A 23,431-nucleotide genomic window follows, 5' to 3' on the forward strand; every position below is an offset into this window, starting at 1 on the left:
TTGCACGATCACTGCTTGCGCGCAAACCGCTCCGCAAACTCGCCCACATCCGCCATGTCCTCAAAGCCTAGGATGTAGGCAATCTCAGCTGTGTCAGAGAAGTCTAACCCACCCTCAGCCACTGCCGGATTGACGTATTCCGCGACAGGATTGTGCTTATCGCCGAGCGCTTTCGCCTCTGACCAGATCGGCGCGATCACGGAGTCCGCGAGCAATACGTCCCAATGCTTGGCCTCTTTCGTGTTGAAGTTCGGCGAACTGTTGCCTGAGAAATTGCCGTCCTGAACCCGGTGATAGCGGGTGTTGTAGACAAGGAGGTTCATCGCATCTTCGCTGGTCTGCGTTTCGTTCCAGTAGCTGTGCTGGACAACATTGACGCGCCGCCAATCCTTTTCGGGGAGGTTGCCGACAATTGCAGCGGTGACATCAGATTGCCCCGCTTCCGCGACCCATATCTGCCCTCCCCGCGCCAGAGCCTCTTTGGCCCGATCGGTCAGTTTCGCTACCGCAGCCTCGCGGTCCGCATCCGCGTCGACCCAGTTTTCCGGAAAGGCCAGGTCGAACAGATCCTTTGCCGGAAGCATTTTGCCGGTCTGATTTCCGTAAGCGCCGTGCGTCGCAATGTAGTCCACGCAATCATAGGCCGGATCGCGCAAAATCGTCCCGAGAGATGCGACCGCATGCAGATCGTCCACGTCGGGCTTGCTGTCGTAATTGGCGACCAGCAGATCGACCTTGGGATCAAACCGGCCGATCTTCGATGCGCTGTCACATATCAGCTTTTCCTCGGGCCTGGATTCTTCCGGGGCGCTCTGACAGGAGGCAAGAAACAGCGGAGTCGCGAAAATCGCTATGAATGGAATGCGTGTTGTCATCGTTGTCAATTGTGGCGCATCTCAGTTCAATTTGCCAGTCTCTTCTGGTCCATGTGCTTCCCGTGACCAGTCTATGATGGAGTAGGGCCCGCGCGTCGCATGGTCCAACCCGTTAGCGCAATGGCTGCGCAAGGCAGCCAGATCCAGACCAATTCCGAGGCGATGGTGGCGAGGCCCCGCGACGAGAAAAAGCCCATGCCGATGGGTGACACGCGCACGGGGGTGACGGGAGCGAAAATGCGCGCGTCATCAATCGGCCACCACAGGGCCGCGCCCAATCCGCCATTGGTCAGCGTGTCGAGCAATCCATGACTGAACATCGCCAGTGTGAGAAACGCGAAGGCCGCCAACCGCCTCTCTTCTTTCCACACCGCGCAGGCTGCAGCCGCACACAAGGCGGCGAAAGCAAGTGAATGGGTCGCACCGCGATGTCCCCACGCATCCGCGTATTCGACGCCGAACCGGAAGCCGATCACATCCGCATCAGGCAGAACGGCGAACACCGCGCCCGCAATGGCGAGTTTTGGCGAGATCCGCGTCCGCCCAGCCGCAGCGGCTATTGCCAGCGGCACCACCGCATGGGTGAAAACAGTGGGCAAGCGCGGCGCTCTTACTGGCGCTGGAATTCGAGCGTGAAGGTCACTGGAACGGCGGGCGTGATGGAAGGCAATCCGGCCAGCTCTTGAAGTTTGCCAAGTCCCTCGGTCAGTTCCAGCGCATCGGCCATGATGATCACCGGCTTGGTGGTCACAACCATCATGCGATCTGGACCTGTGCGGGTGACATCCACTTCAGCTTCAACGGCGGTCTCGACGCCTTTGACGTTCAGTGTGCCTTTGACCACTTCGATTGTGCTGTCGCCAACCTTCAGGAACTCATATCCACGCGGATCAAGCGTTGCGTTGATTGTGGCCTTGGGGTGATCGGCGACTTCGAAGAAGATATCGCGCATGCGTTCATTGCGAATGTCGACACCGGTTTCGAGCGAGGCAAGGTCGACTTCAACGCTTGCTTCGCCCTCGGCCGATACGCTGCCTGTAAGCGCTTTGAATTCGTTCGTTTCAGCAATCTCGCCCGATTTGATGCTGACGTACGAAAGCCGTGAGGCGTCGCCATCGAGCGTCCATGCACCTTCATCCACTGGAGCGGGTTCGGTTGGTCCGCAGGCGGCAAGCGCAATTGTGGCGGCGGCGATTGTGGCGGTTCTGGCGAATTTGATCATGGGTCAGACCTCAAGTCGAAACGAGTTTGGCTTTCCTGTTATACGCGCGCGCGGCGCAATTGGTTGCTTCGATCAGCGCCAATTACTCCCACTCAATCGTGCCGGGCGGCTTGCTGGTGTAGTCATAGACCACGCGGTTTATGCCTTGCACTTCGTTGACGATGCGCGTGGCGACGCCGGTCAGGAACGCCGCGTCAAATGGATAGACATCGGCGGTCATGCCGTCGGTGCTGGTTACGGCGCGCAGGCCGCAAACGCTGTCATAAGTGCGTCCGTCCCCCATCACGCCGACGGTTTTCACCGGCAGCAGCACGGCAAAGGCCTGCCAGATCGCATCGTACAATCCGGCATTGCGGATTTCTTCTAGATAGATCGCATCCGCCTTGCGCAATACATCGCAGCGCTCCTTGGTGACTTCGCCGGGAATGCGGATCGCGAGGCCGGGGCCTGGGAACGGATGGCGGCCAACAAACATGTCGGGCAAGCCCAATTCCCGGCCCAGCTCGCGCACTTCATCCTTGAACAATTCACGCAGCGGCTCGACCAGCTCCATGTTCATGCGCTCGGGCAAGCCGCCAACATTGTGGTGGCTCTTGATCGTGACAGAGGGCCCGCCGGTGAAGCTGACACTTTCGATCACGTCGGGATAAAGCGTACCCTGCGCGAGGAAATCCGCGCCCCCGATCTTCTCCGCCTCGGCCTCGAACACATTGATGAATTCGCCGCCGATGAATTTACGTTTTTTCTCGGGGTCGGTCTGGCCCGCAAGCCCCGCCATAAAGCGTTCCTCGGCATCCACCACGACCAGCGGGATGTTGTAGTGGTCGCGGAACATCGTCTCGACCTGCTCGCGCTCATTTAGGCGCAGCAAGCCATGGTCGACGAACACACAGGTGAGTTGATCGCCAATGGCTTCGTGGATTAGGATGGCAGCGACCGAACTATCGACCCCGCCGGAAAGCCCGCAAATGACTTTGCCGTCGCCCACCTGCTCACGGATCTCGCGCACTTTCGTTTCGCGATAGGCGGCCATGGTCCAGTCACCGGCAAGCCCGCAGACATTGTGCACGAAGTTGGCGAGAAGCTTTCCGCCATCGGGAGTGTGGACGACTTCAGGGTGGAACTGCGTGCCGTAAAACTTGCGCTCTTCATCGGCGATCACAGCAAAGGGCGCACCGTCGCTGGTGGCTACGATTTCAAAGCCGGGTGCAAATTGCGTCACCTTGTCGCCGTGGCTCATCCAGACCTGATGCCGTTCGCCTTCTTTCCAGAGGCCCTCGAACAGCGCGCAATCCTTTGTCACGGTCAGATAGGCGCGACCAAACTCGCCGCCCTCACCCGTTTCGTGGCCGGGGCGCACTTCGCCGCCCAACTGTTGGCTCATCACCTGCTGACCATAACAAATGCCAAGGATCGGGACGCCCGCTTCGAAGAACGCTTGCGGGGCTCTGGGCGAACCTTCGTCTGGCACACTTGCAGGGGAGCCGGAAAGGATGATGCCCTTGGGCTGCATCCGCCGGAACGCCTCTTGGGCAAGACTGAACGGCGCGATTTCAGAATAGACCCCGGCTTCGCGCACGCGGCGGGCAATCAGCTGGGTTACCTGGCTGCCAAAGTCGACAATGAGGATGGAATCAGGAAGGTGATCTGCTTGCATGGCCGGGAGTTACGGAGGCCCTCGCACGCTGTCCAGCGTATCGGTGTCTGTTTTGAGGTGTTTTGAGCGGCTTTCACGCCCCGCCAAACCATCGGGTCAGATTTGATGCACATCATGCAACGCGTAGATTGCAAAAATATCAACATTAGTGACGGTAATGGCATTGGTGTTCGCCGCGTTCGGATACCAAATGATGCCCAGCGACGGATAGGCCTGGTCCTCAACATTTTGGCCTGACGTCCACGCTTGCCCCCGCAAGCAGCCATTCGAGCCGACACGGCGCATCGGGATCTGCGCTTTCTGACCCGGCTCGAACCTTTGCAGCACCCCCTGCTGCGGCTGCTTTGTGGGGCAAGCGACGCGCGAGACGCGGCCACCACTCTCCCCCTCCCCCTCTGAAATGGTGGCCGCGTCTCCCACACTCTCCAAACTGATCGACTTCTTCGATTGCTGTGATGTGAAACTTCGCGAAAGTGAATGGTAACATTATTGCTTATGCGTTCGTATCTATAGTCAGAAGCCCGCGGCATTCCCCGGTCCGGGCAGCGCGCAATCAGCGCCTGAATATAGGAGGTCCGCATCATGCGTCTCATCACTGAAAAGACGATCGCGTTCTTTATGGCTGTCGCGATCAGCAGCACCACGCTGAATACGATTATCGTCTGACAATCATCGCGCCAGCCGTGCCCGAACAGGGTGCGGCTGGCGATTTATCGGGCAGACACCTCGCAATTATTCAATCGCTTGATTGACTTGCATGTCGGGTCGACACATCCTCCCCCTGTAATTCAGGTGGAAGAGGGTCGAGACATGAAACCTATTGGGCTGAAATTCGCAGGGTCTCTGCTCATGGCGGGCACGCTGGTTAGCGGCGCGAGTGCGCAATCGATCAACCCTGCGCTCGACCAATCCCAAGGCGAAACGCAGATCGTTGCCGCTGTAACGATACCCCTTGGCCAATCACGCGATCGGAGCCGGACCGCTCCACGCCTCGAAATCATCGGACGGTCGCGCCAAGAGGACGCTGGTCTGACGCCGTTTGAGCGCGATTTTCAGGCTGGCTGGAACGAGCGGCGCGTGGGCCTCACTCTCGATGGCAAACAAACACTGATGTTGAACGGTCAGCCCGTTCCCGAAACCGATACGCAGGACGGTATCAGCACGCTTGGCGCCGTCGCAATCGGCGTGGGCGTGTTGGCCATTCTGAGCGTAGCCGTTATCGCAGATGGCGTCGATGCGATCGAGGATCTCACCGATCCTGACTGATTAGCTCGCTAATGCCTCGGCCTGTTCGCGAAGCTCAGTCTTGAGCAGCTTACCGATATGGCTGCGCGGCATTTCATCGATGATATAGAGAGCCGATAGGCGCTGAGTCTTACCCAAGCGGGCATTAACAGCGGCCATAATGGCGTCTGGTTCGCGCGCGCCTTCGCCCAGCACTGCGAACCCTACTGGCGTTTCACCCCATTGTTTGGACGCGATGCCCACCACAGCGGCTTCCACCACGTCCTCTTCACGCTCCAACTCGGCCTCAAGGTCGCTGGGGTAGATATTGAAGCCGCCCGAGATGATCATGTCCTTGGCCCGGCCGACCAGTTCGACGAACCCTTCTTCATCCACTCGCCCGATATCGCCCATGCGCATCCACACGCCGCCCTCGGGATCGACATATTGCGCCTCGGAAGTTTTGTCGGGCCGGTTCTTATAGCCGCTCATCATGGTGTGCGAGCGTCCGATGAGATTGCCCGGCGTACCGGCGCGAACAGGCTTGTCGTTATCATCAAGCACCATCATTTCGCTGCCCGGCGCAGGCCGGCCGACCGTGTGCAGTTTGTCCGGAAATTCGTGGCAGGCGAGCAAACAAACCACGCCGCCTTCGGTCATCGAATAAATCTCGATCAAGCCGCCGGGCATCCGACCAAGAACCTCGCGTTTGAGATCGGCAGAGAACGGGGCCGAGGTGCAATATTTCATCGCAAGGCTGGACAGATCGAAGCTGTCGAACCCGTCAAAATCCATCAGCCGCTGATATTGCACCGGCACCAGCATTGTGATTGTCGTGCGGTCGGATTGCGCATGTTTGAGCCAGCGCGCGCAGTCAAACTTGCCCATGATCCGCACCATCCCGCCCGCGAGCAGAGGCGCAAGGAAAGCAACCATCGTGGTGTTCGAATAGAGCGGTGTGGAAGCGAGCGAGCGCACCTTCAAGCCACTGCCCAGATATGACAGTGCGGTCGCCGCAAATTGTCGCCAGCGCATCTGGTGCGAATGGACAATGCCCTTGGGAATGCCAGTCGTGCCGCTGGAATAGATGATGTTAAACGAGTCCTTCGGCTCCGGCGTAAATACAGGTGCGCGAGAGCCCGGAGGCGCCATCCATTGCTCGATTTCTTCCAGCGGGATGCGCTGCATCTCGGCCATGAAATCGGGACCCAGCTCCGCCGATTTGGCCGCATCGATGAAAAGGTGGATAGCACCCGAATCCGTCGCCATGCCAGCAAGTTGTTCCGGGCTGGCGCTGGTTGTCAGCGGCGCGGCCACCCCGCCAGCACGCACCGCCGCAAGGAAGACCAACGCATATTCGACGCTCGAATAACCCAGGATTGCGACCGATTGCCCGCGTTTCAATCCGGTGTCGATCATGCGCGCCGCCAGCCGCTCGACCATGCCGATCAGTTCGGCCCAGGCGATGTCCTTGGTCTCGTCCACCAGCGCAATTGCATCAGGCTGAATGCGGGACCAATCGGTCAGGATATCGGTGAAGGAGCCGTATGGTTCGGCAAGTCGGGCGGCCATGTCATCACGTGTCATGCTGATCAGGTGTAGCGGTCAATGCGGCTTGCTCAAGCGGGGAATTGACCTGCCCATGCAATCACGCCTAGGCATCCGATGTGGGATCAACGCCGTAACTGGGTCCGAATGGGATCGGGACCAGAACAGGATGCTTGACCTATGCCACACCTCTCCCGCCGATCCTTGATCCAGGCTGCCGCTGCCGTCGGCGCCAGTTTTGCTGCGCCTTCGATCCTGAGCGCGCAGACTACAACGCGCGACACGGACTTCGTGCGCATGGCGCTGGAAGCGATCCATCCGGGGCTTTACCGTTACCAGACACCCGGCGAATTCGTGCTGCGACACAAGGCTTTTGCCGAAGACTATGCGCGCGGGGACTTCGATACGAAGGTGCTCGCGCTGCAAAAACTGCTGTGCGCGGTGCGATGCGGGCACACCTATGTGAACCCGTCCAACCAGACAAAGGACGTGCGCGCCAAGATGTACGGCTCGCGCCGAGCCTTACCATTTCTGTTCCGGTGGATCGGGAATTCCATGGTGCTGACCCAGAGCGCCTATGGCGTCCCGCTGCCCGCTGGCACACGGATTGAGACCATTGATGGACGACCGGTGGCAGATATCATTTCCGCGTTGCTGCCCTATGGCCGTGCGGATGGTGGCAATGATGGGAAGCGCCGCGCGCTGATGAACGTCACCGGCACCGATCGCTGGCCCATGTTCGATCTCTACTACGACCTTGTTTTCAATCCGGGGCCGAGCGTCGCGGTCGAGGCCACTGATCCAAGCGGTTATCGCAGCCGCCTGACCTTGCAGACCATTTCACAGGAAGTGCGTCTTGCGGCAGGCAACAAAACGGTCAAAGCCGATCCCGCCGCGCCAATCTGGTCAGCTTCGCGCGCCAACGGAGAGAAAACCAAGGTCATCACCATGCCCACATGGGCGATCTACAAGACCAAGTGGAACTGGCTCGGCTGGCTTCAGGATCAATTGAAAGAGATGATCAGCGACGGGACGACTGGTCTGGTCTTCGATCTGCGCGGCAATGAAGGTGGGCAGAGTATTGGTGAAGGCATGCTGCCCTACTTCATTCGCGAGCCGATAACCTTCCCACGCCCGCAAGAACGCGTGCGGTTCCGTGAAGCGCCCGAGAACCTGCGGCCTATCTTCAACACCTGGGACAAGAACTTTTACTCAATCGGGAAAGACGGGAAGCCGATCGATGATGGCTTTATCGAGATCAATCCTGCGAAAGAGCAGACACTCAAGCCGATGGATCAGACATTCAAAGGCAAGGTCGCGGTTTTGATCAATGCGGACAATTCCTCCGCGACGTTCTTCTTTGCCGAGCAATTGCGCGCAGCCGGTGTCGCGACGCTGATCGGAGAGACCACTGGCGGCAATCAGCGCGGGATCAATGGCGGCGCCTATTTCTTTACGCGCCTGCCCGAAAGCGGGATCGAATTCGATATCCCGCTGATCGGTTTTTATCCCGAGGGTGAGAAACCCGATGCCGGGTTGGAGCCGGACGAAACTGTCACGCAGAGTGCCGCCGACATTGCGGCGGGTCGTGACCCGGTCATGGAGCGCGCGTTGGAAGTGGTGGCGTAAGCACGGAGCATTTGGCAGAGTGCGAGCGATGACAAACGCACGCCTAGCTCTAACCCTCGCCGCTTCTGCAATGCTGGCCGGCCCTTTGGCCGCACACCCCAGCCATTCCGCGCCCAAGGAAGAAAAGCCACGCACAATCGTGGTTGTGCTGGCGCATCCCGATGACGAGCTGGTTTTCGCACCGGCGCTACATGGTCTGGCCAATGCTGGACACAACGTCACACTGCTGTTCGTCACAGATGGCGATCAAGGTCCGGGCGTTTCCGGATTGGAGCCGGGAGACGCGGTGGCGACAGCCCGGATTGTCGAGGCGTTTTGCTCCATGAGAGCGCTCGATGCCAAACAGATGTATCGGCTGGGGCTCGGTGACGGAACACTCGGGACGCAGGCGCGCAAGGAAGGCAGTCCGGCCAACCAGCTCCGTGCCGAAATCGGCGATTATATCGATGGGGCAAGAACCGTGATCACATGGGGCCCTGAGGGTGGCTATGGCCATTCGGATCACCGCATGGTCAGCTCGGTGGTGACGCAATATGTGCAATCACTGCCTTATGCAGACCGCCCACAATTGCTCTATCCCGCACTGGTCAATGGGCCATTGCCAGAGCCTCTCGCAAAACAGGGCTGGACTTTGACCGCTCCCGATCTGGCGAGCGTCGAGTACAGCTATAATGCGGACGATCTTGCAGCAGCCAACGCTGCGGCGCAGTGCCACAAAACGCAGTTTGACGACGCAACGCGCGCGCAAATCGTGCCGGTGTTCGACAGCCTGGTCTGGAGGGGCAAAGTCAGCTTCCGCCCCGCATTTTAGGGGGGTCGACTTACAGCCGATCCAGAAGCGCGCTAACCTGCTGCGCTTGATCCTTCGGTGCGAAGGGTAGCAATGCCGACGCCACTCGCTTCGCCTCCGCCTTGCGACCTGTCGCAGCCAAGGCTTGCGCGTGGTTCCAGCGGATCGTGAAATCGGTCGGACGCGCCGCCAGCGCCTTGGTCGTCAGTCGCAAAGCTTCGCTCTTGTCGCCATTGATGCGCAGCAAGGTCGATGCGAGCGTATCCTGCACCTGCGGATCGTCGGGCGTGAGCGCATGGGCGGCCCGCGCCAGTTTCACAGCCTCAGCCGGTTTGCCAGCACGCATTTCGGCCACCGCCGCATTGTTGAGCACCAAGGCATTGTTGCCAAAGCCGCTCTTGCGCAGTTCCGCATAGATTTTCGCGGCTTCGGCCCATTCACCTTTGCCCAAGGCTCGGTCTGCAGCGCGCAATTGGACGTGCGCGTCGCTGGCCTGTTCGGACTTGGGCAATCGGTCGGAGAAGGTGTCAGTCTGTCCGTTCTTCTTGGCCAAACGGGCTGCCAGTTCGATCAATTGCGGAGAGGCCGCAGCGCGTTTGGCCGGCCCCTTGATCACATTCCAAGCATCATTCTCCGCGCCCTCGGCGATATGCGCCTGAGCCAGTACGAGCGAGGCGTGCATATGGCCCGGGTTGTTTTCGATGAAGCGCCGCAGATGGCCAATCGCTGTCTGCTGATTGCCGCGCAGATAAGCGATCTCGCCCAGCAGAAGTGATGCCTGATCCATCCCGCGAAGCTGCGTCTCGACGCTCTGCATCAAGCTGTTCGCGGTATCCAGATCGCTGTCATGGAACGCGATCTTCGCGCGCAGGAACACGCCCATCGGGTGATCAGGGGCAAGCAGATCAAGCTGCTCAAGGTTCTTGAGCGCGGCATCGCGTTCGCCCAGATCGGCTTGCGTTGCGACCAGATAAAGAAGCGGACCGATGACCGTGGGATGGGCATTGGCAGCCGAAGCAAACTGGTCGCGGGCCTTGGCGTGGTCCTCGTCCAGCAGCGCGAGACGGCCCAGCAGGAGCATACCGTGAAGGCTCTTGTCATCGGCCTTCATCGCGCGGTCCGCATAGTCACGCGCAGCAGCGATACGGCCACGGCCAAGCGCCATCTCACCGCGAAGGGCAAGCAGGCGCGAGTCCTTGCTGAAGCGCTCCAGCGCGCTGTCCGCAGCCTTATAGGCATCGTCCGCACGGTCTGATGCGAGCAAAGCACCCACTTCGACCCAAGCCGCGCGGGGCGATATCTCGCTCACATTGCTTGCGATTTTGAGCGCATCTTCGGTTTTGCCGGTAAGGAGCATCGCGTGAGCGAGGAGGCTCTGCGCTTCGGGCTTCGCGCGTTCTGCTTCAGGCAGCTGCTCGATGGCGCCGCTCGCGCCCGCGCCGTCACCCATGTCGGCAAGCACCTGAGCCAATTTCAGACGCAGTGCAGCGTCGCCCGGTGCTTCCTGCAGGGCGGCAACCAGATGCACGCGTGCAGTCTGAAAATCATTGGCTGCAATCGCTTGATCGGCCTGCTCTCGCGGGTCGCCTTCAAGCGCATTGCAGCCACTCAGCAGCAAAGCTGCCAGAATCGATGATTTCAGTCGGTTAGCCATAGCTGTGCACCGTAATGCACAGCGGCAAAAATCCTCTTAACGGATTAGGCGGCCAGAGCAGCAGCCCTACGCCGGCGGCGACCGAACACAGCCAGTGCGCCCAGACCGAACAGGACCAGCATACCCGGCGCCGGCACGTCGACACGGCGGTTCAGGTTGAAGTTGATGTCCCAGTGAGTGCGATCAATATAGTCCGAACCGTTCGGGTTCAGCAGGTTGAGCCACGAAGAGCCACCGAACGCGCTGTTCTTATCATTCGCGCCTTCGCCAAACTGGAACAGGGTGTTTCCAGCGAACGGGTCCGAAGCCAGATCGTAAACTGTGCCGTCAATGGTGATTGAGCCGGTTGCGCTGGTGAAAAAGTCGATACGCGCCGGATCGTAACCAAGGCCGCCTGCTTTGTAGGTGTTGCCGGCTGGCAGTTCATCGGCAAATCCGCCGAGTGAGAAATCGAGCGTTGCGACTTCACCGATATTGTTGATCGCGGTACCGGTGAATGTGCCGGTGCCGTTGTCAGTGTCGATCGAGAAGACAGAGCCATCCTGGAATGAGAAATAGCGCTCACACCCGCTGTTGCGCGTGTTGGTCCAAAGGCCGTGAGTACAGCTGCCGCCGCTACCAGCGTTGAAATCGGTTACGTCGTACTCGATGATCGAAGCTGACGCGGGGGCCGCGGCCAACATTAGTGCAGTCGCTGGCAGAGCTGCTGCCGTTAATGCCTTGCGCATAAAATACCTCATTACCTCTCAGAGCCGAATATGGCTGAAACGTTGTCATGCATTGGCCGGATCGAAGAAGCGTCCGAGCCAAATTCGTCCTTCGCGAATTCGATCAAGAGGGACTTTAGCGCAATGCGGTTAACCAGCTTTCAAAAGCGAAGTCCCGAACTGAAACATGTTGAGGGCAAATCGTTAGTTAGTCGGTTTGTCGCGCATCTGATCTAGGATTTCGCGCATTTTGGTGAGCAGCGGATCAAGCTGACTAAAGAGCTCACCCGGGATCTTTTGCTCGACCTCTTTCAAGGGAGCGTGAAGCCTCTGTAGGCAATCTTCACGCACAGTCTTTCCGCGTGCCGTCAGGCTAACTCTCTTCGCACGGCCATCATCGGGATCTGGTTCAATCGCAATCAGGCCGGCCCGCTCCATTCGAGCAAGCGTGTTGGACATGGTCGGACGCGCCACTTGGAAGGCTTCGGCAAGTTGCGCTGGTGATCGAAAGTCATGACCCAGTCGGACAAAGTGGTTGAGCACTGAAAACTGCGCGATACTCATCCCGCGGGGCAAAACCTGCGTGAATGCATGAGTCGTCAACTGATCGATTATTCCGATCTCGTTAAAGACCTTAAATATCAGCGGGTCATCTGGGTTCATACAATCCGAGTTTTCAGCGGCCAACGCGGTGTGGGGCCTACTGGAGGACCATAGCCGATACGCGCCAGCATCTGAACCCGCTCATTGCCGCTCGCCCCAAGCAGTTTGTGGACCCGAGAAAACATCGGCTGAACTTCGTCATATTCCTGCAGACTTTGGCTCATCGGGTGCATTCCAAGCCCGATTGCCGTCGCCTCAAGGTTGGCTCGTGCATATTGGCGCCCTGCTTCGAGCTGATCCGATCGAGAATTTCCGGGCGTGGTGATCCAGACTAACGCAGGGATAGATCCATAGGTTTGACGCATCATCTCCAGCCCCTGCTGAAAGCCCGTGCTAGTAGGGTCGGCAAGGTCTTCCCGGCTAATTATTCCGGCCAAGATGCCCGCTTCGATCATAGTGCCGTGCAGTTCGATACCGTCGGGATTGGCATCCACCTCCGTATGGCCGATCCGCATCAGATCGACGCTTTCCATGTTCGCTACATGCGTCAACATTTCTGTCTCGATTGAGGAGACAATTTCCTTGCGCAACGCGCGAACCTCGGCTGGGTCAGCGGTGAAGGTGCCGCCTGAGGAAGTGACCTTTTCCAAATCCGTTTTTTCGACCCGGCGGCTAAGATCATACTCCTCTTTGTTGGACCGTCGTTTGGTGATCTGAGAGAAGAGCGGATCGCGCGGCGTGCTAGTGTTCGGGACGAAGCGCAGCCGGGCGACGGGCTTGCGTTCGATCGTCTCGGCGTCCTCACCGTCCGGAAACGCGTCGATCTCCATCACCACTCCGCGCTCTGCGGCGGCAATTCGTGCTGTTTCGAGAAACGTTCCAAAGCCGATGGCGATCTGCCGGTCAAAGGGATCGGTAATCGGGAGTTTTCTTTCGGGATCGCAAGTAATCAAAGCCTCATCGTCGCCTGACAGTTCGATCTGCCAAGGCTGACGATTGTGGGGGTTGGGCGCGAGAATGGCGTGACGAAATGCGTCTAGTCGCACGTCTTCGGGCGGTGTGGAGTCGAGCTGCCAGGGCGCACACGCAGTCGAAGGGCGGCGCGTCACCCGCCATGTCCCGCCAACTGCAACAAGCGCCATTCCACCCATTCCTGCAGCCAGGATCCCACGCCTCGATACGCCAACCATCGTTACCTCCGATCATCTTATTAGTTGGCTAACTATCTTGATTGAAGCCAAGACGCAAGCGGCTGGTGAAAAAGAGCTGATTTGAAGCTGCCAGTGTTTGGGAATCACGCTTGGCGTGACTATATAATCCGCATGGACGAAAACTCTCAGAACACCCCTGAAAAACAGCCCCAGCAGGGCGAATATGGCGCGGATTCGATCAAGGTTCTCAAAGGCCTTGATGCGGTGCGAAAACGCCCTGGCATGTATATCGGCGACACCGATGACGGATCGGGCCTGCATCACATGGTGTTCGAGGTATCGGACAACGCAATTGACGAGGCGTTGGCCGGTCATTGCGACCTTGTTCTGATCGAACTCAACCCGGATGGCAGTGTCAGCGTCGAAGACAACGGCCGCGGCATTCCGGTGGGCATGCACAAGGAAGAGGGCGTGTCAGCGGCGGAGGTCATTATGACCCAGCTGCACGCGGGCGGTAAGTTCGAAAACACCTCTGACGACAACGCTTACAAGGTCTCCGGCGGCCTGCACGGCGTGGGCGTGTCTGTGGTGAACGCACTGTCCGAATGGCTCGAGCTGGTCATTTGGCGTGACGGCAAAGAGCACTGGATGCGTTTCGAGCACGGCGATGCAGTGGACAGCCTCGAAGTCAAAGGCGATGCGCCGAGAGTTGACCGGAACCCGGATGAAAACGGTTTCAAAAAGGGCACGCGAGTCACTTTCAAAGCCTCGACCGAGACGTTCAAGAACGTCACCGAGTTCGATTTCGACAAGCTTGAACACCGCTATCGTGAGCTTGCGTTCCTCAACTCGGGTGTGCGCATCCTGATCCGCGACAAACGCCACGAGGACGTGGTGGAACACGACCTGTTCTACGAAGGCGGCATCGCAGCATTTGTGAAGTGGCTTGATCGTAACAAGCAGGCGCTGATTGGCGAGCCCATTGCCGTTTCGGCGGAAAAGGACGGCATCGGGATCGACGTCGCCCTGCAATGGAACGACAGCTATTACGAGAACGTCCTCACCTTCACCAACAACATCCCTCAGCGCGACGGCGGCACGCACTTGGCGGCGTTCCGCGCGGCGCTGACCCGCACTCTGAACGCTTATGCCGACCGTGAGGGACTGCTAAAGAAGGAAAAGGTCTCGCTTTCGGGTGAAGACATGCGCGAAGGTCTGACCGCCATCGTCAGCGTCAAACTGCCCGATCCAAAATTCTCTTCGCAGACCAAGGACAAGTTGGTTTCATCCGAAGTCCGCTCCCCGCTCGAAAGCCTTATGGGCGAGAAGATGGGTGAATGGCTGGAAGAAAACCCCAACGAAGCCAAGGCGATCATCCAGAAGATCATCGACGCTGCCGCTGCGCGCGAAGCCGCACGCCGTGCGCGCGAGATGAGCCGCAAGGGCGCGATGTCCGTGGCTTCGCTGCCAGGCAAGCTCGCCGATTGTCAGGAACGCGATGCAACCAAGGCCGAACTTTTCCTGGTCGAGGGTGATTCCGCAGGTGGTTCAGCCAAGCAGGGCCGCGATCGCAAAACGCAAGCGATCCTGCCGCTCAAAGGCAAGATCCTCAATGTCGAGCGCGCGCGGTTTGACCGCATCATCTCGTCCAAGGAAGTCGGCACGCTGATCCAAGCGATGGGCACCGGCATTCGCGACGAATTCGATATCGAGAAACTGCGCTATCACAAGATTGTGATCATGACCGACGCGGACGTCGACGGTGCGCACATCCGTACGCTGCTGCTCACATTCTTCCATCGCCAGATGCCGGAGATTGTGAAAGCAGGTCACCTGTTCATCGCGCAGCCGCCTTTGTTCAAAGTGAGCAAGGGCCGCAGCGAGGTTTATCTGAAGGACCAGGCTGCGCTGGACCGCTATCTGGTCGATGCCGGACTTCAGGGACGCGTGCTTGAAACTGCCGGCGGGGCGCGTTCGGGCGACGATTTGCGTGCGCTTGTCGATCACGCGCTTCGCCTCAAGAACCTCATCGCCTTCGTCCCGCGCCGGTATGATCCGGCAATTGTCGAACAGATGGCATTGTCGGGCGCGCTCGATCCTTCGATTTCAACCGACGCCCGCGCCAAGGCTCTTGAGCAGACGGCGGCGCGCATGCAACTTGGTGATCCGGAGGCCAAGTGGTCCGCGCTGATGCTCGAAGATGGCGGTGTGCGGTTCGAACGACTGTGGCGCGGCGTCACCGATGTCCACGCGATTGAGCCGCGCTTCCTCACCAGTGCGGAGGCGCACAAACTGCACACTCTCGCCGGTCCACAAGCCGATGCTTACACCTCACCGGTGCGTCTCGTGAAGGCGAGCGACGCCGAGGACGAGGCCACGGGCGATGAGGATGGCGAAGACACGGCGATTGCTGGCGAAGATGCGATTTCGCGTCCGACCCAATTGCTCGATGCGGTCCTCGCAGCTGGGCGCAAAGGCCTGTCGATCGCCCGCTATAAGGGCCTAGGCGAAATGAACGCGGAGCAGCTGTGGGAGACCACGCTCGATCCCGAACATCGCGTTCTTCTCCAAGTGAAAGTCGAAGACGCCGACGTCACTGACGAGATCTTCACTCGCTTGATGGGCGACATCGTTGAGCCACGTCGGGAGTTCATCCAGGATAACGCTCTAAACGTCGCAAATCTCGACGTTTAGAATTTATGCGGGAGATCGCCCAAACATTGTCCTGATAGGGACAGACTGACTGTTAAGGGAGCGGCATGAGCAGCGAACCACATCATACAAGCGAGTTGCACCAGATCAGCTTTCTGGTCATCCTTGCAGTCGTCACGCTGACATTCTTCTGGATTGCATGGCCGTTCGCGACAGCCTTGTTGTGGTCGGTCCTTGCCGCAATCATGTTCCACCCGCTGTATAAGTGGTCGCTTAGAATGTGTCGCGGGATGCGCAATCCGGCAGCATTCCTCACACTCACAATCATCCTCCTGGCGGTTATCATCCCGGCGCTCTGGATCGGGACATTGGTGGTGCAAGAGGCGCTGCAACTGTTCAATGAGCTGCAGGAAAATCCCATCGATTTGGCGGCTTGGGCGAGCCAGACTTACGCTGCTCTGCCCTCTGCATTGCAGGACATGATCGACGAAAGCGGCTGGACCGATATGTCCGAAGCGCAGGCCAAACTGCAAGAATTGCTGGGCGAAAGCTCCGGCCTCATCGCCAGTCAGGCTTTCTCTATCGGCAGCGGCGCGCTCAGCTTCTTCCTGAGCTTCGGCCTTGGGCTCTATGTCCTTTACTTCTTACTGCGGGACGGTTCGCGCATTGGAGAGACCATTCTGCATTCGGCTCCGGTTGAGCGCGACATTGCTGACCGTCTTTCAGAGCGTTTCCTCGGCATTGTCCGCGCGGTGATCAAAGGGTCAGGCGTCGTGGGTCTCGTGCAGGGAACCTTGGGCGGCATTACACTAGCCGTTGTTGGCGTGCCTTCTGCGCTGCTGCTCGGAGTGCTTATGGCAATCCTAGCTTTGATCCCGGCGGTTGGCACGGCGCTGGTCTGGGCACCGGTCGGCATCTGGCTGATCGTCTCGGGCTCGGTTGGTTCGGGAGTCTTTGTCCTCGCCTTCGGTCTCATCGTGATCAGCTCGGTCGACAATGTACTGCGCCCCATTCTGGTCGGCCGCGACACCGGCATTCCCGACTGGATCATTCTGGTGACGACATTGGGCGGCATCGCCCTTGCCGGTTTCTCTGGCATCGTGCTCGGCCCGCTGGTCGCCGGCCTGTTCCTCGCCAGTTGGTCAATCCTGCAAGAACAACGCGCCGAGGACGAAGAAGCTGCCGAGAAGTACCGCACCAAAGTCGACATCGACGGCAAGGCGCGTGACACCGATATGGTCGCGCGGCTGAACGCCGACACGACATCGGAAGGCTGAGCCGATGTGGAACGGCGTGCAACCGGGTAGTCAGGCGGAGCAAGTCGGTCGTCTGATCCTCGCAGGATTTCTGGTCATCGCCCTGCCCGCATTCCCGTTCGGCAATTACGTCATCTATCCGTTCTACCTGCTCACCACGTGGTTCCATGAAATGGGTCACGGCATGACAGCAGAACTGGTCGGGCAGGATTTCCGGCAATTGATGATCTATGCCGATGGTTCGGGCGTCGCCGAAAGCTATGTCGATACCGATGCATCGCCATTCACTCGGGCGTCCATCGCGGCTGGCGGACCATTGGCCCCGAGCATCATCGGCTCGCTCCTGATCCTTGCCAGCGCGCATGAGAAGTATTGGCGTCCAACGCTGTTCGCACTGGCCGTCGCGATTGTTGTCTCGGTCGCGATCTATGTTCGCAGTACAATTGGTTGGGCTGTGCTGCCTCTTATGGGCGCACTAATGGTCCTTGTCGCATGGCGCGCAAGCGACGGCATCGTCCGATTCAGCCTGCAATTTCTAGGCATTCTTGCCGCCATGAGCATGCTTCAAGACTGGGACTATCTGTTCAGCGAGCAGGCCTTTGTTGGCGGGCAACCGATGCTGTCTGACACCGGTCAGATCGAGGCAAACCTCTTCTTGCCGCACTGGTTCTGGGCCGCGGCGATCATTTTGGTTTCAACGATTATGATCGGAGCGAGTTTGAAATACGCTTTGTCGGATGCGCGCAGGGGTCCGCCCCGACCAAAGCGGCCAGCGAATGTGCTGCAATTCAAACGGAAGTAGAGTTTAGGAAGCCCTAAGAAGCCACGCGCAGAGTGTTCACGCCGCCCGCATCATCGCCCGCCTCGGCAGACAATCCGATAAAGATCGTGTCGACAATCCGCGCCAGCTTCTGCTCTGTCAGCTTGTCACCCAGATAGATCAGGCTGTCAGGCAACGTGTAGTTCGAGATCATCTGGTTGATCAGCGACAGCGTCTCATCGATCTCGAGACCAGCAAAGAACCCGTCAGCCTGCGCCTGAACAATCACTTCGCACAGATAGTGATCGGCAAGGTCAACGTAAGAACGAACCCGTTCGAAATTGGCCGCACCCATCTCGCAGATGATCTTGAATATCTCCGGGTCCTCGCGCCAGCGCTCGCGGTTAATCTGGAAGCGTCGGCTGACAAATTCATAGAGTCGGCGATTAGGTGGCAGATCGCTCGCCAAAACCTCTTCCATCGCGACAAAATGCGGTGCAAGCCAAGTCTTTGCGATCATGTCAAACAGATCGTCATAGTCTTCGAAGAGCTGTTCAAAGCGAGCACGGGTCACGCCGCTTTCGTTCAAGGCCTGCGAATAGGTCACCTCGGCCCCGGTCTCTTTCACAAGGTCGAGAACCAGCTTGGCGATCCGTTCGCGCTCGGCTTCGCGTGTCTCTTCGCTCAGTGGCATTATGCGCACACCCTCCTGACTTCACGGCAAGATAGGGAAGGTCAGGCGCACCTTAAAGGCCAAAGCGCGGGTTTTTTGTGCGACGCGGCAATTTGCCCGCGCAGATTACATATCGTTCTTGCCCGCAATGATGTCTTTCGCCTGCTGCTCCAGCACCTTGTAACGATCCAGATCGGGAATTTTGGAGCGGAACCATTCGGCGATTTTGAGCAGGTCTTCGCCGTAATTGCCGGTCGGCATCATCGGCTGGCTGAAGCCAATCGTGCGTTTGGCATTGTCGGCATAAGCGAGAACAATGGGCACGCCCGCCGCCTGTGCGATGCGATAGAAACCGGACTTCCATTTGCCATCGCTTTTACGCGTGCCTTCGCAGGCAATGACGATGTTCAGTTCTTCGCGGCTTTCATATTCGGCTTTCATCTGCTCGACCACGCCGCCCGGCGCACCGCGATCAACGCCTATGCCGCCCATATCCAGCATGAAATTCTTCATGATCCCCTGAAACAGCGTGTGCTTACCCATGAAGTTGGGCTGCACCTGCTCCTGCTTTGTCGCACCGGCGAAGAACACGAAGTCCCAGTTGGATGTATGCGGCGCGCCCGCGATGACGCACTTCTTTACGTCCTTTGGAAAGCGCTCTTCGATCCGCCAGCCCTTGAGCCAATAGAAGAACAGGATGATGCGGTTCACGATCCGCGACAGAAGCGTCACGTTGCGGGTTTCATTGTGTTTCAAGCGTGGTCCCTCTCTCGCGCCCTTATGACTGACTAGCAGTTACGTAGCGGAATGCGAGGGGGATTTGCTCAAATGCAGAAGCGATACGGCACGTCTGATTAGTAACGGCCGCGCTACCCAAAAAGCCCAGAAGCGTCGGCCCACAAAGCTCCGATTACAATCGCCGACACAAAAAATACTTGAACAACAAAGCCGCGCACACGCTGTGATGCCTTTTGTGACTTCGCCGTGAAGCCACTGCCAATTGGCAAGTTCATGAGGTATTCCGGATAGACACCCTTCGAGATGCGCCAAGCTGCGATGGAATTCGTAAACAGCATCAAAGGCCAAGATAGGAACATGATAAGATAGTCAAAACCACCCGTTATCGAGCCCTCTTTGGACAGCATTCTGATATAGGCGCCCGCAAATGCGGAATAAAAAACAATCACATCTTTTGAAACATCCCAAAGCTCAAAACCGAAGAATGCGAGAATGATGCCAATCGTGTTGTCAATGATCGTATCGTGGAACAGTTTTTCATAGGCCTCAACCCAGAATTGGATCAGCCCCGAAAACCCAAGATTGAGCGAGCCATTAAGCGTTCTGAGTATAGCGGCAGCCGAAACCAGTCCACCTAGCCAAATTGCACCAGACTTAATGTCGTTAAGCCAACCGTTCACGGTCACATCCTGAACACACCAAACTGCGGTCGCTCGGCAATCGGGGCCTCCAGCGTGGCCGCAAAGGCCAGCCCCAGCACATCGCGCGTCTGCACTGGGTCGATCACGCCATCGTCCCACAGCCGCGCGGTAGCGTAATAGGGGTTGCCTTCGTCCTCGTATTTCTGGCGAGATCGGGGCCTTGAACGCTTCGGCCTCTTCTTCCGTCCAAGTGTCGGCGTCGCGGTGGACGGTTGCCAGCACTGAAGCCGCTTGCTCACCGCCCATCACGCTGATGCGGGCATTGGGCCATGTGAACAGGAAGCGCGGTGAGTAGGCGCGGCCGGCCATTCCGTAATTGCCCGCGCCGAAGCTGCCACCGATCACCACGGTGATCTTGGGCACAGTCGCGGTCGCGACAGCGGTGACAAGCTTTGCTCCGTGCTTGGCGATGCCCTCCGCTTCGTACTTCCCGCCGACCATAAAGCCGGAAATGTTTTGCAGAAACAGCAGCGGGATGCGCCGTTGGCAAGCGAGCTCGATGAAATGCGCGCCCTTCTGCGCGCTCTCAGAGAACAGCACGCCATTGTTGGCAAGGATCGCCACCGGCATCCCCCAGATATGCGCAAAGCCGCACACCAACGTGGAGCCATAGTGCTGCTTGAACTCGTGGAACTCGCTGCCATCGACCAGCCGCGCGATCACCTCTTTGACGTCATAGGGCGCGCGCACATCATCGGGGATGATCGAGTAAAGATCATCGGCATCAAACTTCGGTGGGCGCGGGTCTTTAAGCGCGATGTCGGTCGCCGCGCCGGTGTTTGCGCCAAGCTGTGAGACGATATCGCGCACAATGGTGAGCGCGTGCTCGTCATTCTCCGCAAGGTGATCGACCACCCCCGATTTCTTGGCGTGAAGATCACCGCCGCCAAGGTCCTCGGCTGAAATCTCTTCACCCGTCGCGGCCTTCACCAGCGGAGGTCCGGCCAGGAAGATCGTGCCTTGGTTGCGCACGATCACAGTCTCGTCCGACATGGCAGGCACATAGGCACCGCCAGCCGTGCAGCTGCCCATGACGCAAGCAATCTGCGGGATGCCGAGTGCGGACATGTTCGCTTGGTTGAAGAAGATGCGGCCAAAGTGATCGCGGTCAGGAAAGACCTCGGCCTGATGCGGCAGGTTTGCGCCGCCGCTATCGACCAGATAGATGCACGGCAGCCGGTTCTCCTGCGCGATTTCCTGAGCGCGCAGGTGCTTCTTCACCGTCATCGGGTAATAGGTGCCGCCTTTCACGGTGGCATCGTTGCACACGATCATCACCTGGCGGCCCGACACGCGCCCGATACCGCAAATGATCGAGGCGGCATTGATGTCGCCTTCATACATACCATTCGCAGCCAGCTGGCCGACTTCCAGAAACGGCGATCCCGGATCAAGAAGTCGCTCGACCCGCTCACGCGGCAACAATTTGCCACGCGACACATGCCGCTCACGTGAACGCTCGGGCCCGCCAAGCGCAGCCTCAGCAACGGTCGAGCGAAGCTCTTGCGCCAAGGTCCGGTTGTGCTCGAAACGCGCTTTCGCATCAGGCGCTTCGCGGTCGAGTTTCGATGTGAGAACGGGTGCAGTCATTGCTAGGGATCATCCCTCATCATTACGGTCGGTAAAGGCTCAGCCCGCTTGGCTCGCTTTTTTCCTCGGCTGTAGGCGCTTTGATAGGCACGCCTCTGCTTCGTTACCTCATAGAGAACTATTCCAGACGAGGTGCCGAGATTGAGACTCTCAATCATACCGAACATCGGGATGGCGATGCACGCTTCGCTGCGCTCAACGGCGCGATCGCTGATCCCACGACCTTCGCTGCCAAACCAGACGGCCAGCTTCACTGGCTCAGTGAAGTCTTCCTCGTGAAGATAGACGTTCTTTTGGCCCTTCACGTGCGGAGAAGTCACAACCGAACGAAAACCGTTCTTTTCCAGATGATCAAAGCAGTCATCGGTGCTGTCAAACCGCTTCACGAAGCTCCACTTTACTGCCGAGACAGATGTCTTGGAAAGCGACTTGCGCTCCCGCATTTCCTGCCAATCGTCGGGCAATGAGTGATTCGGGTCGACTACATAAACCTTCTCAACGCCAAGCGCGTTTACGTTGCGAATGACCGTCCCGATATTCTTGATGTCGGCAGGCTCCTCGATCACAGCGATGAGGTTCTTACAAATGAACGGTTTGATCGCGTTCGCTCTGTCGCGAACCGAACGCTTCGACTTCTTGGGCTCTTCTTCTCCGGGAACGACTGGCATTATCCCGCCGCCCCAATGAGTTCGCGCCCGATCAGCATCCGACGAATTTCGTTCGTACCCGCGCCGATATCGAGCAGCTTGGCATCGCGCATATAGCGTTCGACCGGCCAATCGAGCGTGTAGCCCGCACCGCCCAGCGCCTGAACGCTTTCGGCGGCGACCTTAAAGGCATTCTCTGACGCCAGCAGGATTACGCCCGCCGCATCAAAGCGCGTGGTTTGGTCCGCATCGCACGCCTTCGCCACCGCATAGGTGTAGGCCCGCGCCGATTGCAGCGCGACATACATGTCGGCGACTTTGGCCTGCATCAGCTGAAAGCTGCCGATAGGCTTTCCAAACTGCTTACGCTCGCGAAGATATGGAATGACCGTGTCGAGGCACGCCTGCATAATGCCGAGTTGAAGGCCTGCCAGCACCACGCGCTCGTAATCCAGACCGCTCATGAGAACGCCGACACCGCCATTGACCGGGCCCATCACGCGGTCTTCGGGAATATGGCAATCATCGAACACTAGCTCCGCCGTGGGCGAGCCGCGCATGCCGACTTTCTCGATCTTCTGGCCGATAGAGAAGCCCGCATCGCCCTTCTCGATCAGGAAGGCCGTAATCCCGCGCGAACCGGCGTTGCCGTCGGTCTTGGCATAAACAACCAGAGTGTCTGCATAGGTCGCGTTGGTGATCCAAAACTTGGTACCATTGAGGATGTAACCACCCTGCACCGCTTCGGCTTTCAGCTTCATCGAAACCACGTCCGAGCCAGCCGAAGCTTCGGACATGGCCAGCGAACCGACATGCTCGCCCGAGATCAGGCCGGGCAGATATTTCGCCTTCTGCTCTTCATTGCCCCAACGGCGGATCTGGTTGATGCAAAGGTTGGAGTGCGCGCCGTAAGACAGGCCGAGCGAGGCCGATGCGCGGCTCACTTCCTCCACCGCGATGACATGTTCGAGATAGCCGAGGCCCAGCCCGCCGTCTTCTTCGCCAACTGTGATGCCATGCAGGCCCAGCTCGCCCATTTGCACCCAAAGCTCCGCCTGCGGGAAATAGTCCTCGCGGTCGATCTTCTCCGCCATCGGCGCGATCTGTTCGTCGGCAAAGCGGGCGACGCTGTCGCGGATCATCTCGGCACTTTCGCCAAGCTGGAAATCGAAGTCGGGGGTGGCACGCATGCTGTGATTATCCTGCTGATTGTCGCAGTGCCGACCTGAGGCCTGCGGTTTGTTCTTTGATTGCGCGCTGCTTTAGCAATGTGGCTTTCAAAGGCCAATGTCTGTCAATTGCTGTCGGAGTTTTGACGGGGCGCTGCCATGCTGTATGGCCGCAGTCGATCCCA

Annotated in this window: 21 protein-coding genes and 1 pseudogene; 6 read left to right on the top strand and 16 right to left on the bottom strand. The window is 58.5% G+C overall.

What is annotated here, in order from left to right; all coding sequences use genetic code 11:
* Window positions 1–8: 8 nt before the first annotated feature.
* The 5 genes from AC0V6K_RS05570 to AC0V6K_RS05590 form a co-directional block, all read right to left on the bottom strand.
* Window positions 9–875, bottom strand: coding sequence for a hypothetical protein (locus tag AC0V6K_RS05570; protein WP_472625419.1), 867 nt, complete (start codon window positions 873–875; stop codon window positions 9–11).
* A gap of 71 nt (window positions 876–946) precedes the next feature.
* A complete protein-coding gene (locus AC0V6K_RS05575) occupies window positions 947–1,474 on the bottom strand; it encodes a metal-dependent hydrolase (RefSeq protein WP_472625421.1) in 528 nt (175 codons plus the stop codon).
* Between the two features lie 11 nt (window positions 1,475–1,485).
* Window positions 1,486–2,097 carry a YceI family protein gene (locus tag AC0V6K_RS05580; RefSeq protein WP_472625423.1) on the bottom strand — a complete coding sequence of 204 codons (612 nt, stop codon included), beginning with the start codon at window positions 2,095–2,097 and terminating at the stop codon, window positions 1,486–1,488.
* An 82-nt stretch (window positions 2,098–2,179) separates the two neighbouring features.
* Window positions 2,180–3,754, bottom strand: a complete 1,575-nt coding sequence (guaA, locus tag AC0V6K_RS05585) for a glutamine-hydrolyzing GMP synthase (protein ID WP_472625425.1) — start codon at window positions 3,752–3,754, stop codon at window positions 2,180–2,182.
* A 96-nt stretch (window positions 3,755–3,850) separates the two neighbouring features.
* Entirely contained in the window at window positions 3,851–4,174 is a 324-nt protein-coding gene (locus AC0V6K_RS05590; RefSeq protein WP_472625427.1) for a hypothetical protein, read from the bottom strand.
* Between the two features lie 390 nt (window positions 4,175–4,564).
* Here AC0V6K_RS05590 and AC0V6K_RS05595 point away from each other — a divergent pair, with 390 nt between their 5' ends.
* Window positions 4,565–5,020 carry a hypothetical protein gene (locus tag AC0V6K_RS05595; protein ID WP_472625429.1) on the top strand — a complete coding sequence of 152 codons (456 nt, stop codon included), beginning with the start codon at window positions 4,565–4,567 and terminating at the stop codon, window positions 5,018–5,020.
* On the opposite strand, the gene AC0V6K_RS05600 is transcribed toward AC0V6K_RS05595, so the two are convergent.
* Window positions 5,021–6,565: a class I adenylate-forming enzyme family protein gene (locus AC0V6K_RS05600; RefSeq protein ID WP_472625431.1), complete on the bottom strand. Its 1,545-nt coding sequence runs from the start codon at window positions 6,563–6,565 to the stop codon at window positions 5,021–5,023.
* 141 nt (window positions 6,566–6,706) lie between these two features.
* Here AC0V6K_RS05600 and AC0V6K_RS05605 point away from each other — a divergent pair, with 141 nt between their 5' ends.
* Both AC0V6K_RS05605 and AC0V6K_RS05610 read left to right on the top strand, forming a co-directional pair.
* Entirely contained in the window at window positions 6,707–8,155 is a 1,449-nt protein-coding gene (locus tag AC0V6K_RS05605; RefSeq protein ID WP_472625433.1) for a S41 family peptidase, read from the top strand.
* 28 nt (window positions 8,156–8,183) lie between these two features.
* On the top strand, window positions 8,184–8,966 hold the full coding sequence (locus tag AC0V6K_RS05610; protein WP_472625435.1) for a PIG-L family deacetylase: 783 nt from the start codon (window positions 8,184–8,186) through the stop codon (window positions 8,964–8,966).
* Window positions 8,967–8,976: 10 nt separating this feature from the next.
* Here the strand turns inward: AC0V6K_RS05610 and AC0V6K_RS05615 are convergent, their stop codons facing one another.
* From AC0V6K_RS05615 to AC0V6K_RS05630, 4 genes are all read right to left on the bottom strand, one after another.
* Window positions 8,977–10,599, bottom strand: a complete 1,623-nt coding sequence (locus AC0V6K_RS05615) for a tetratricopeptide repeat protein (protein WP_472625437.1) — start codon at window positions 10,597–10,599, stop codon at window positions 8,977–8,979.
* A gap of 44 nt (window positions 10,600–10,643) precedes the next feature.
* Window positions 10,644–11,327, bottom strand: a complete 684-nt coding sequence (locus AC0V6K_RS05620; RefSeq protein ID WP_472625439.1) for a PEP-CTERM sorting domain-containing protein — start codon at window positions 11,325–11,327, stop codon at window positions 10,644–10,646.
* Between the two features lie 183 nt (window positions 11,328–11,510).
* A complete protein-coding gene (locus tag AC0V6K_RS05625) occupies window positions 11,511–11,870 on the bottom strand; it encodes a MarR family winged helix-turn-helix transcriptional regulator (protein ID WP_472625441.1) in 360 nt (119 codons plus the stop codon).
* Between the two features lie 95 nt (window positions 11,871–11,965).
* Window positions 11,966–13,051: an Acg family FMN-binding oxidoreductase gene (locus tag AC0V6K_RS05630; RefSeq protein ID WP_472625443.1), complete on the bottom strand. Its 1,086-nt coding sequence runs from the start codon at window positions 13,049–13,051 to the stop codon at window positions 11,966–11,968.
* Window positions 13,052–13,231: 180 nt separating this feature from the next.
* Here AC0V6K_RS05630 and gyrB point away from each other — a divergent pair, with 180 nt between their 5' ends.
* The 3 genes from gyrB (at window position 13,232) to AC0V6K_RS05645 (ending at window position 17,770) form a co-directional block, all read left to right on the top strand.
* On the top strand, window positions 13,232–15,754 hold the full coding sequence (gene gyrB, locus AC0V6K_RS05635) for a DNA topoisomerase (ATP-hydrolyzing) subunit B (protein ID WP_472625445.1): 2,523 nt from the start codon (window positions 13,232–13,234) through the stop codon (window positions 15,752–15,754).
* A gap of 65 nt (window positions 15,755–15,819) precedes the next feature.
* Entirely contained in the window at window positions 15,820–16,989 is a 1,170-nt protein-coding gene (locus AC0V6K_RS05640; RefSeq protein WP_472625447.1) for an AI-2E family transporter, read from the top strand.
* A 4-nt stretch (window positions 16,990–16,993) separates the two neighbouring features.
* Window positions 16,994–17,770 carry a M50 family metallopeptidase gene (locus AC0V6K_RS05645; protein ID WP_472625449.1) on the top strand — a complete coding sequence of 259 codons (777 nt, stop codon included), beginning with the start codon at window positions 16,994–16,996 and terminating at the stop codon, window positions 17,768–17,770.
* Window positions 17,771–17,783: 13 nt separating this feature from the next.
* Here the strand turns inward: AC0V6K_RS05645 and AC0V6K_RS05650 are convergent, their stop codons facing one another.
* The 6 genes and pseudogenes from AC0V6K_RS05650 to AC0V6K_RS05675 all read right to left on the bottom strand — a co-directional run bounded on the left by AC0V6K_RS05650 (window position 17,784) and on the right by AC0V6K_RS05675 (window position 23,267).
* Entirely contained in the window at window positions 17,784–18,422 is a 639-nt protein-coding gene (locus AC0V6K_RS05650; protein WP_472625450.1) for a hypothetical protein, read from the bottom strand.
* Between the two features lie 105 nt (window positions 18,423–18,527).
* Window positions 18,528–19,157, bottom strand: coding sequence for a lysophospholipid acyltransferase family protein (locus AC0V6K_RS05655; protein WP_472625451.1), 630 nt, complete (start codon window positions 19,155–19,157; stop codon window positions 18,528–18,530).
* A gap of 113 nt (window positions 19,158–19,270) precedes the next feature.
* Window positions 19,271–19,819, bottom strand: coding sequence for a hypothetical protein (locus AC0V6K_RS05660; RefSeq protein ID WP_472625453.1), 549 nt, complete (start codon window positions 19,817–19,819; stop codon window positions 19,271–19,273).
* A 2-nt stretch (window positions 19,820–19,821) separates the two neighbouring features.
* Window positions 19,822–21,430: pseudogene (locus tag AC0V6K_RS05665) on the bottom strand (carboxyl transferase domain-containing protein).
* 2 nt (window positions 21,431–21,432) lie between these two features.
* Window positions 21,433–22,098 carry a TrmH family RNA methyltransferase gene (locus tag AC0V6K_RS05670; RefSeq protein WP_472625454.1) on the bottom strand — a complete coding sequence of 222 codons (666 nt, stop codon included), beginning with the start codon at window positions 22,096–22,098 and terminating at the stop codon, window positions 21,433–21,435.
* Window positions 22,098–23,267 carry an acyl-CoA dehydrogenase family protein gene (locus tag AC0V6K_RS05675; protein ID WP_472625455.1) on the bottom strand — a complete coding sequence of 390 codons (1,170 nt, stop codon included), beginning with the start codon at window positions 23,265–23,267 and terminating at the stop codon, window positions 22,098–22,100. Before AC0V6K_RS05675 ends, AC0V6K_RS05670 begins: the two co-directional genes overlap by 1 nt.
* Between the last annotated feature and the right edge of the window lie 164 nt (window positions 23,268–23,431).

Source organism: Erythrobacter sp. S43 (assembly GCF_057364955.1).

What these genes read in the sequence shown, in the direction of transcription:
- AC0V6K_RS05570 (WP_472625419.1), bottom strand. Translation starts at nt 875, where the DNA reads ATGACAACACGCATTCCATTCATAGCGATTTTCGCGACTCCGCTGTTT.
- AC0V6K_RS05580 (WP_472625423.1), bottom strand. Translation starts at nt 2,097, where the DNA reads ATGATCAAATTCGCCAGAACCGCCACAATCGCCGCCGCCACAATTGCG.
- guaA (WP_472625425.1), bottom strand. Translation starts at nt 3,754, where the DNA reads ATGCAAGCAGATCACCTTCCTGATTCCATCCTCATTGTCGACTTTGGC.
- AC0V6K_RS05595 (WP_472625429.1), top strand. Translation starts at nt 4,565, where the DNA reads ATGAAACCTATTGGGCTGAAATTCGCAGGGTCTCTGCTCATGGCGGGC.
- AC0V6K_RS05600 (WP_472625431.1), bottom strand. Translation starts at nt 6,565, where the DNA reads ATGACACGTGATGACATGGCCGCCCGACTTGCCGAACCATACGGCTCC.
- AC0V6K_RS05605 (WP_472625433.1), top strand. Translation starts at nt 6,707, where the DNA reads ATGCCACACCTCTCCCGCCGATCCTTGATCCAGGCTGCCGCTGCCGTC.
- AC0V6K_RS05610 (WP_472625435.1), top strand. Translation starts at nt 8,184, where the DNA reads ATGACAAACGCACGCCTAGCTCTAACCCTCGCCGCTTCTGCAATGCTG.
- AC0V6K_RS05615 (WP_472625437.1), bottom strand. Translation starts at nt 10,599, where the DNA reads ATGGCTAACCGACTGAAATCATCGATTCTGGCAGCTTTGCTGCTGAGT.
- AC0V6K_RS05620 (WP_472625439.1), bottom strand. Translation starts at nt 11,327, where the DNA reads ATGCGCAAGGCATTAACGGCAGCAGCTCTGCCAGCGACTGCACTAATG.
- AC0V6K_RS05625 (WP_472625441.1), bottom strand. Translation starts at nt 11,870, where the DNA reads ATGAGTATCGCGCAGTTTTCAGTGCTCAACCACTTTGTCCGACTGGGT.
- AC0V6K_RS05630 (WP_472625443.1), bottom strand. Translation starts at nt 13,051, where the DNA reads ATGGCGCTTGTTGCAGTTGGCGGGACATGGCGGGTGACGCGCCGCCCT.
- gyrB (WP_472625445.1), top strand. Translation starts at nt 13,232, where the DNA reads ATGGACGAAAACTCTCAGAACACCCCTGAAAAACAGCCCCAGCAGGGC.
- AC0V6K_RS05640 (WP_472625447.1), top strand. Translation starts at nt 15,820, where the DNA reads ATGAGCAGCGAACCACATCATACAAGCGAGTTGCACCAGATCAGCTTT.
- AC0V6K_RS05645 (WP_472625449.1), top strand. Translation starts at nt 16,994, where the DNA reads ATGTGGAACGGCGTGCAACCGGGTAGTCAGGCGGAGCAAGTCGGTCGT.
- AC0V6K_RS05650 (WP_472625450.1), bottom strand. Translation starts at nt 18,422, where the DNA reads ATGCCACTGAGCGAAGAGACACGCGAAGCCGAGCGCGAACGGATCGCC.
- AC0V6K_RS05670 (WP_472625454.1), bottom strand. Translation starts at nt 22,098, where the DNA reads ATGCCAGTCGTTCCCGGAGAAGAAGAGCCCAAGAAGTCGAAGCGTTCG.
- AC0V6K_RS05675 (WP_472625455.1), bottom strand. Translation starts at nt 23,267, where the DNA reads ATGCGTGCCACCCCCGACTTCGATTTCCAGCTTGGCGAAAGTGCCGAG.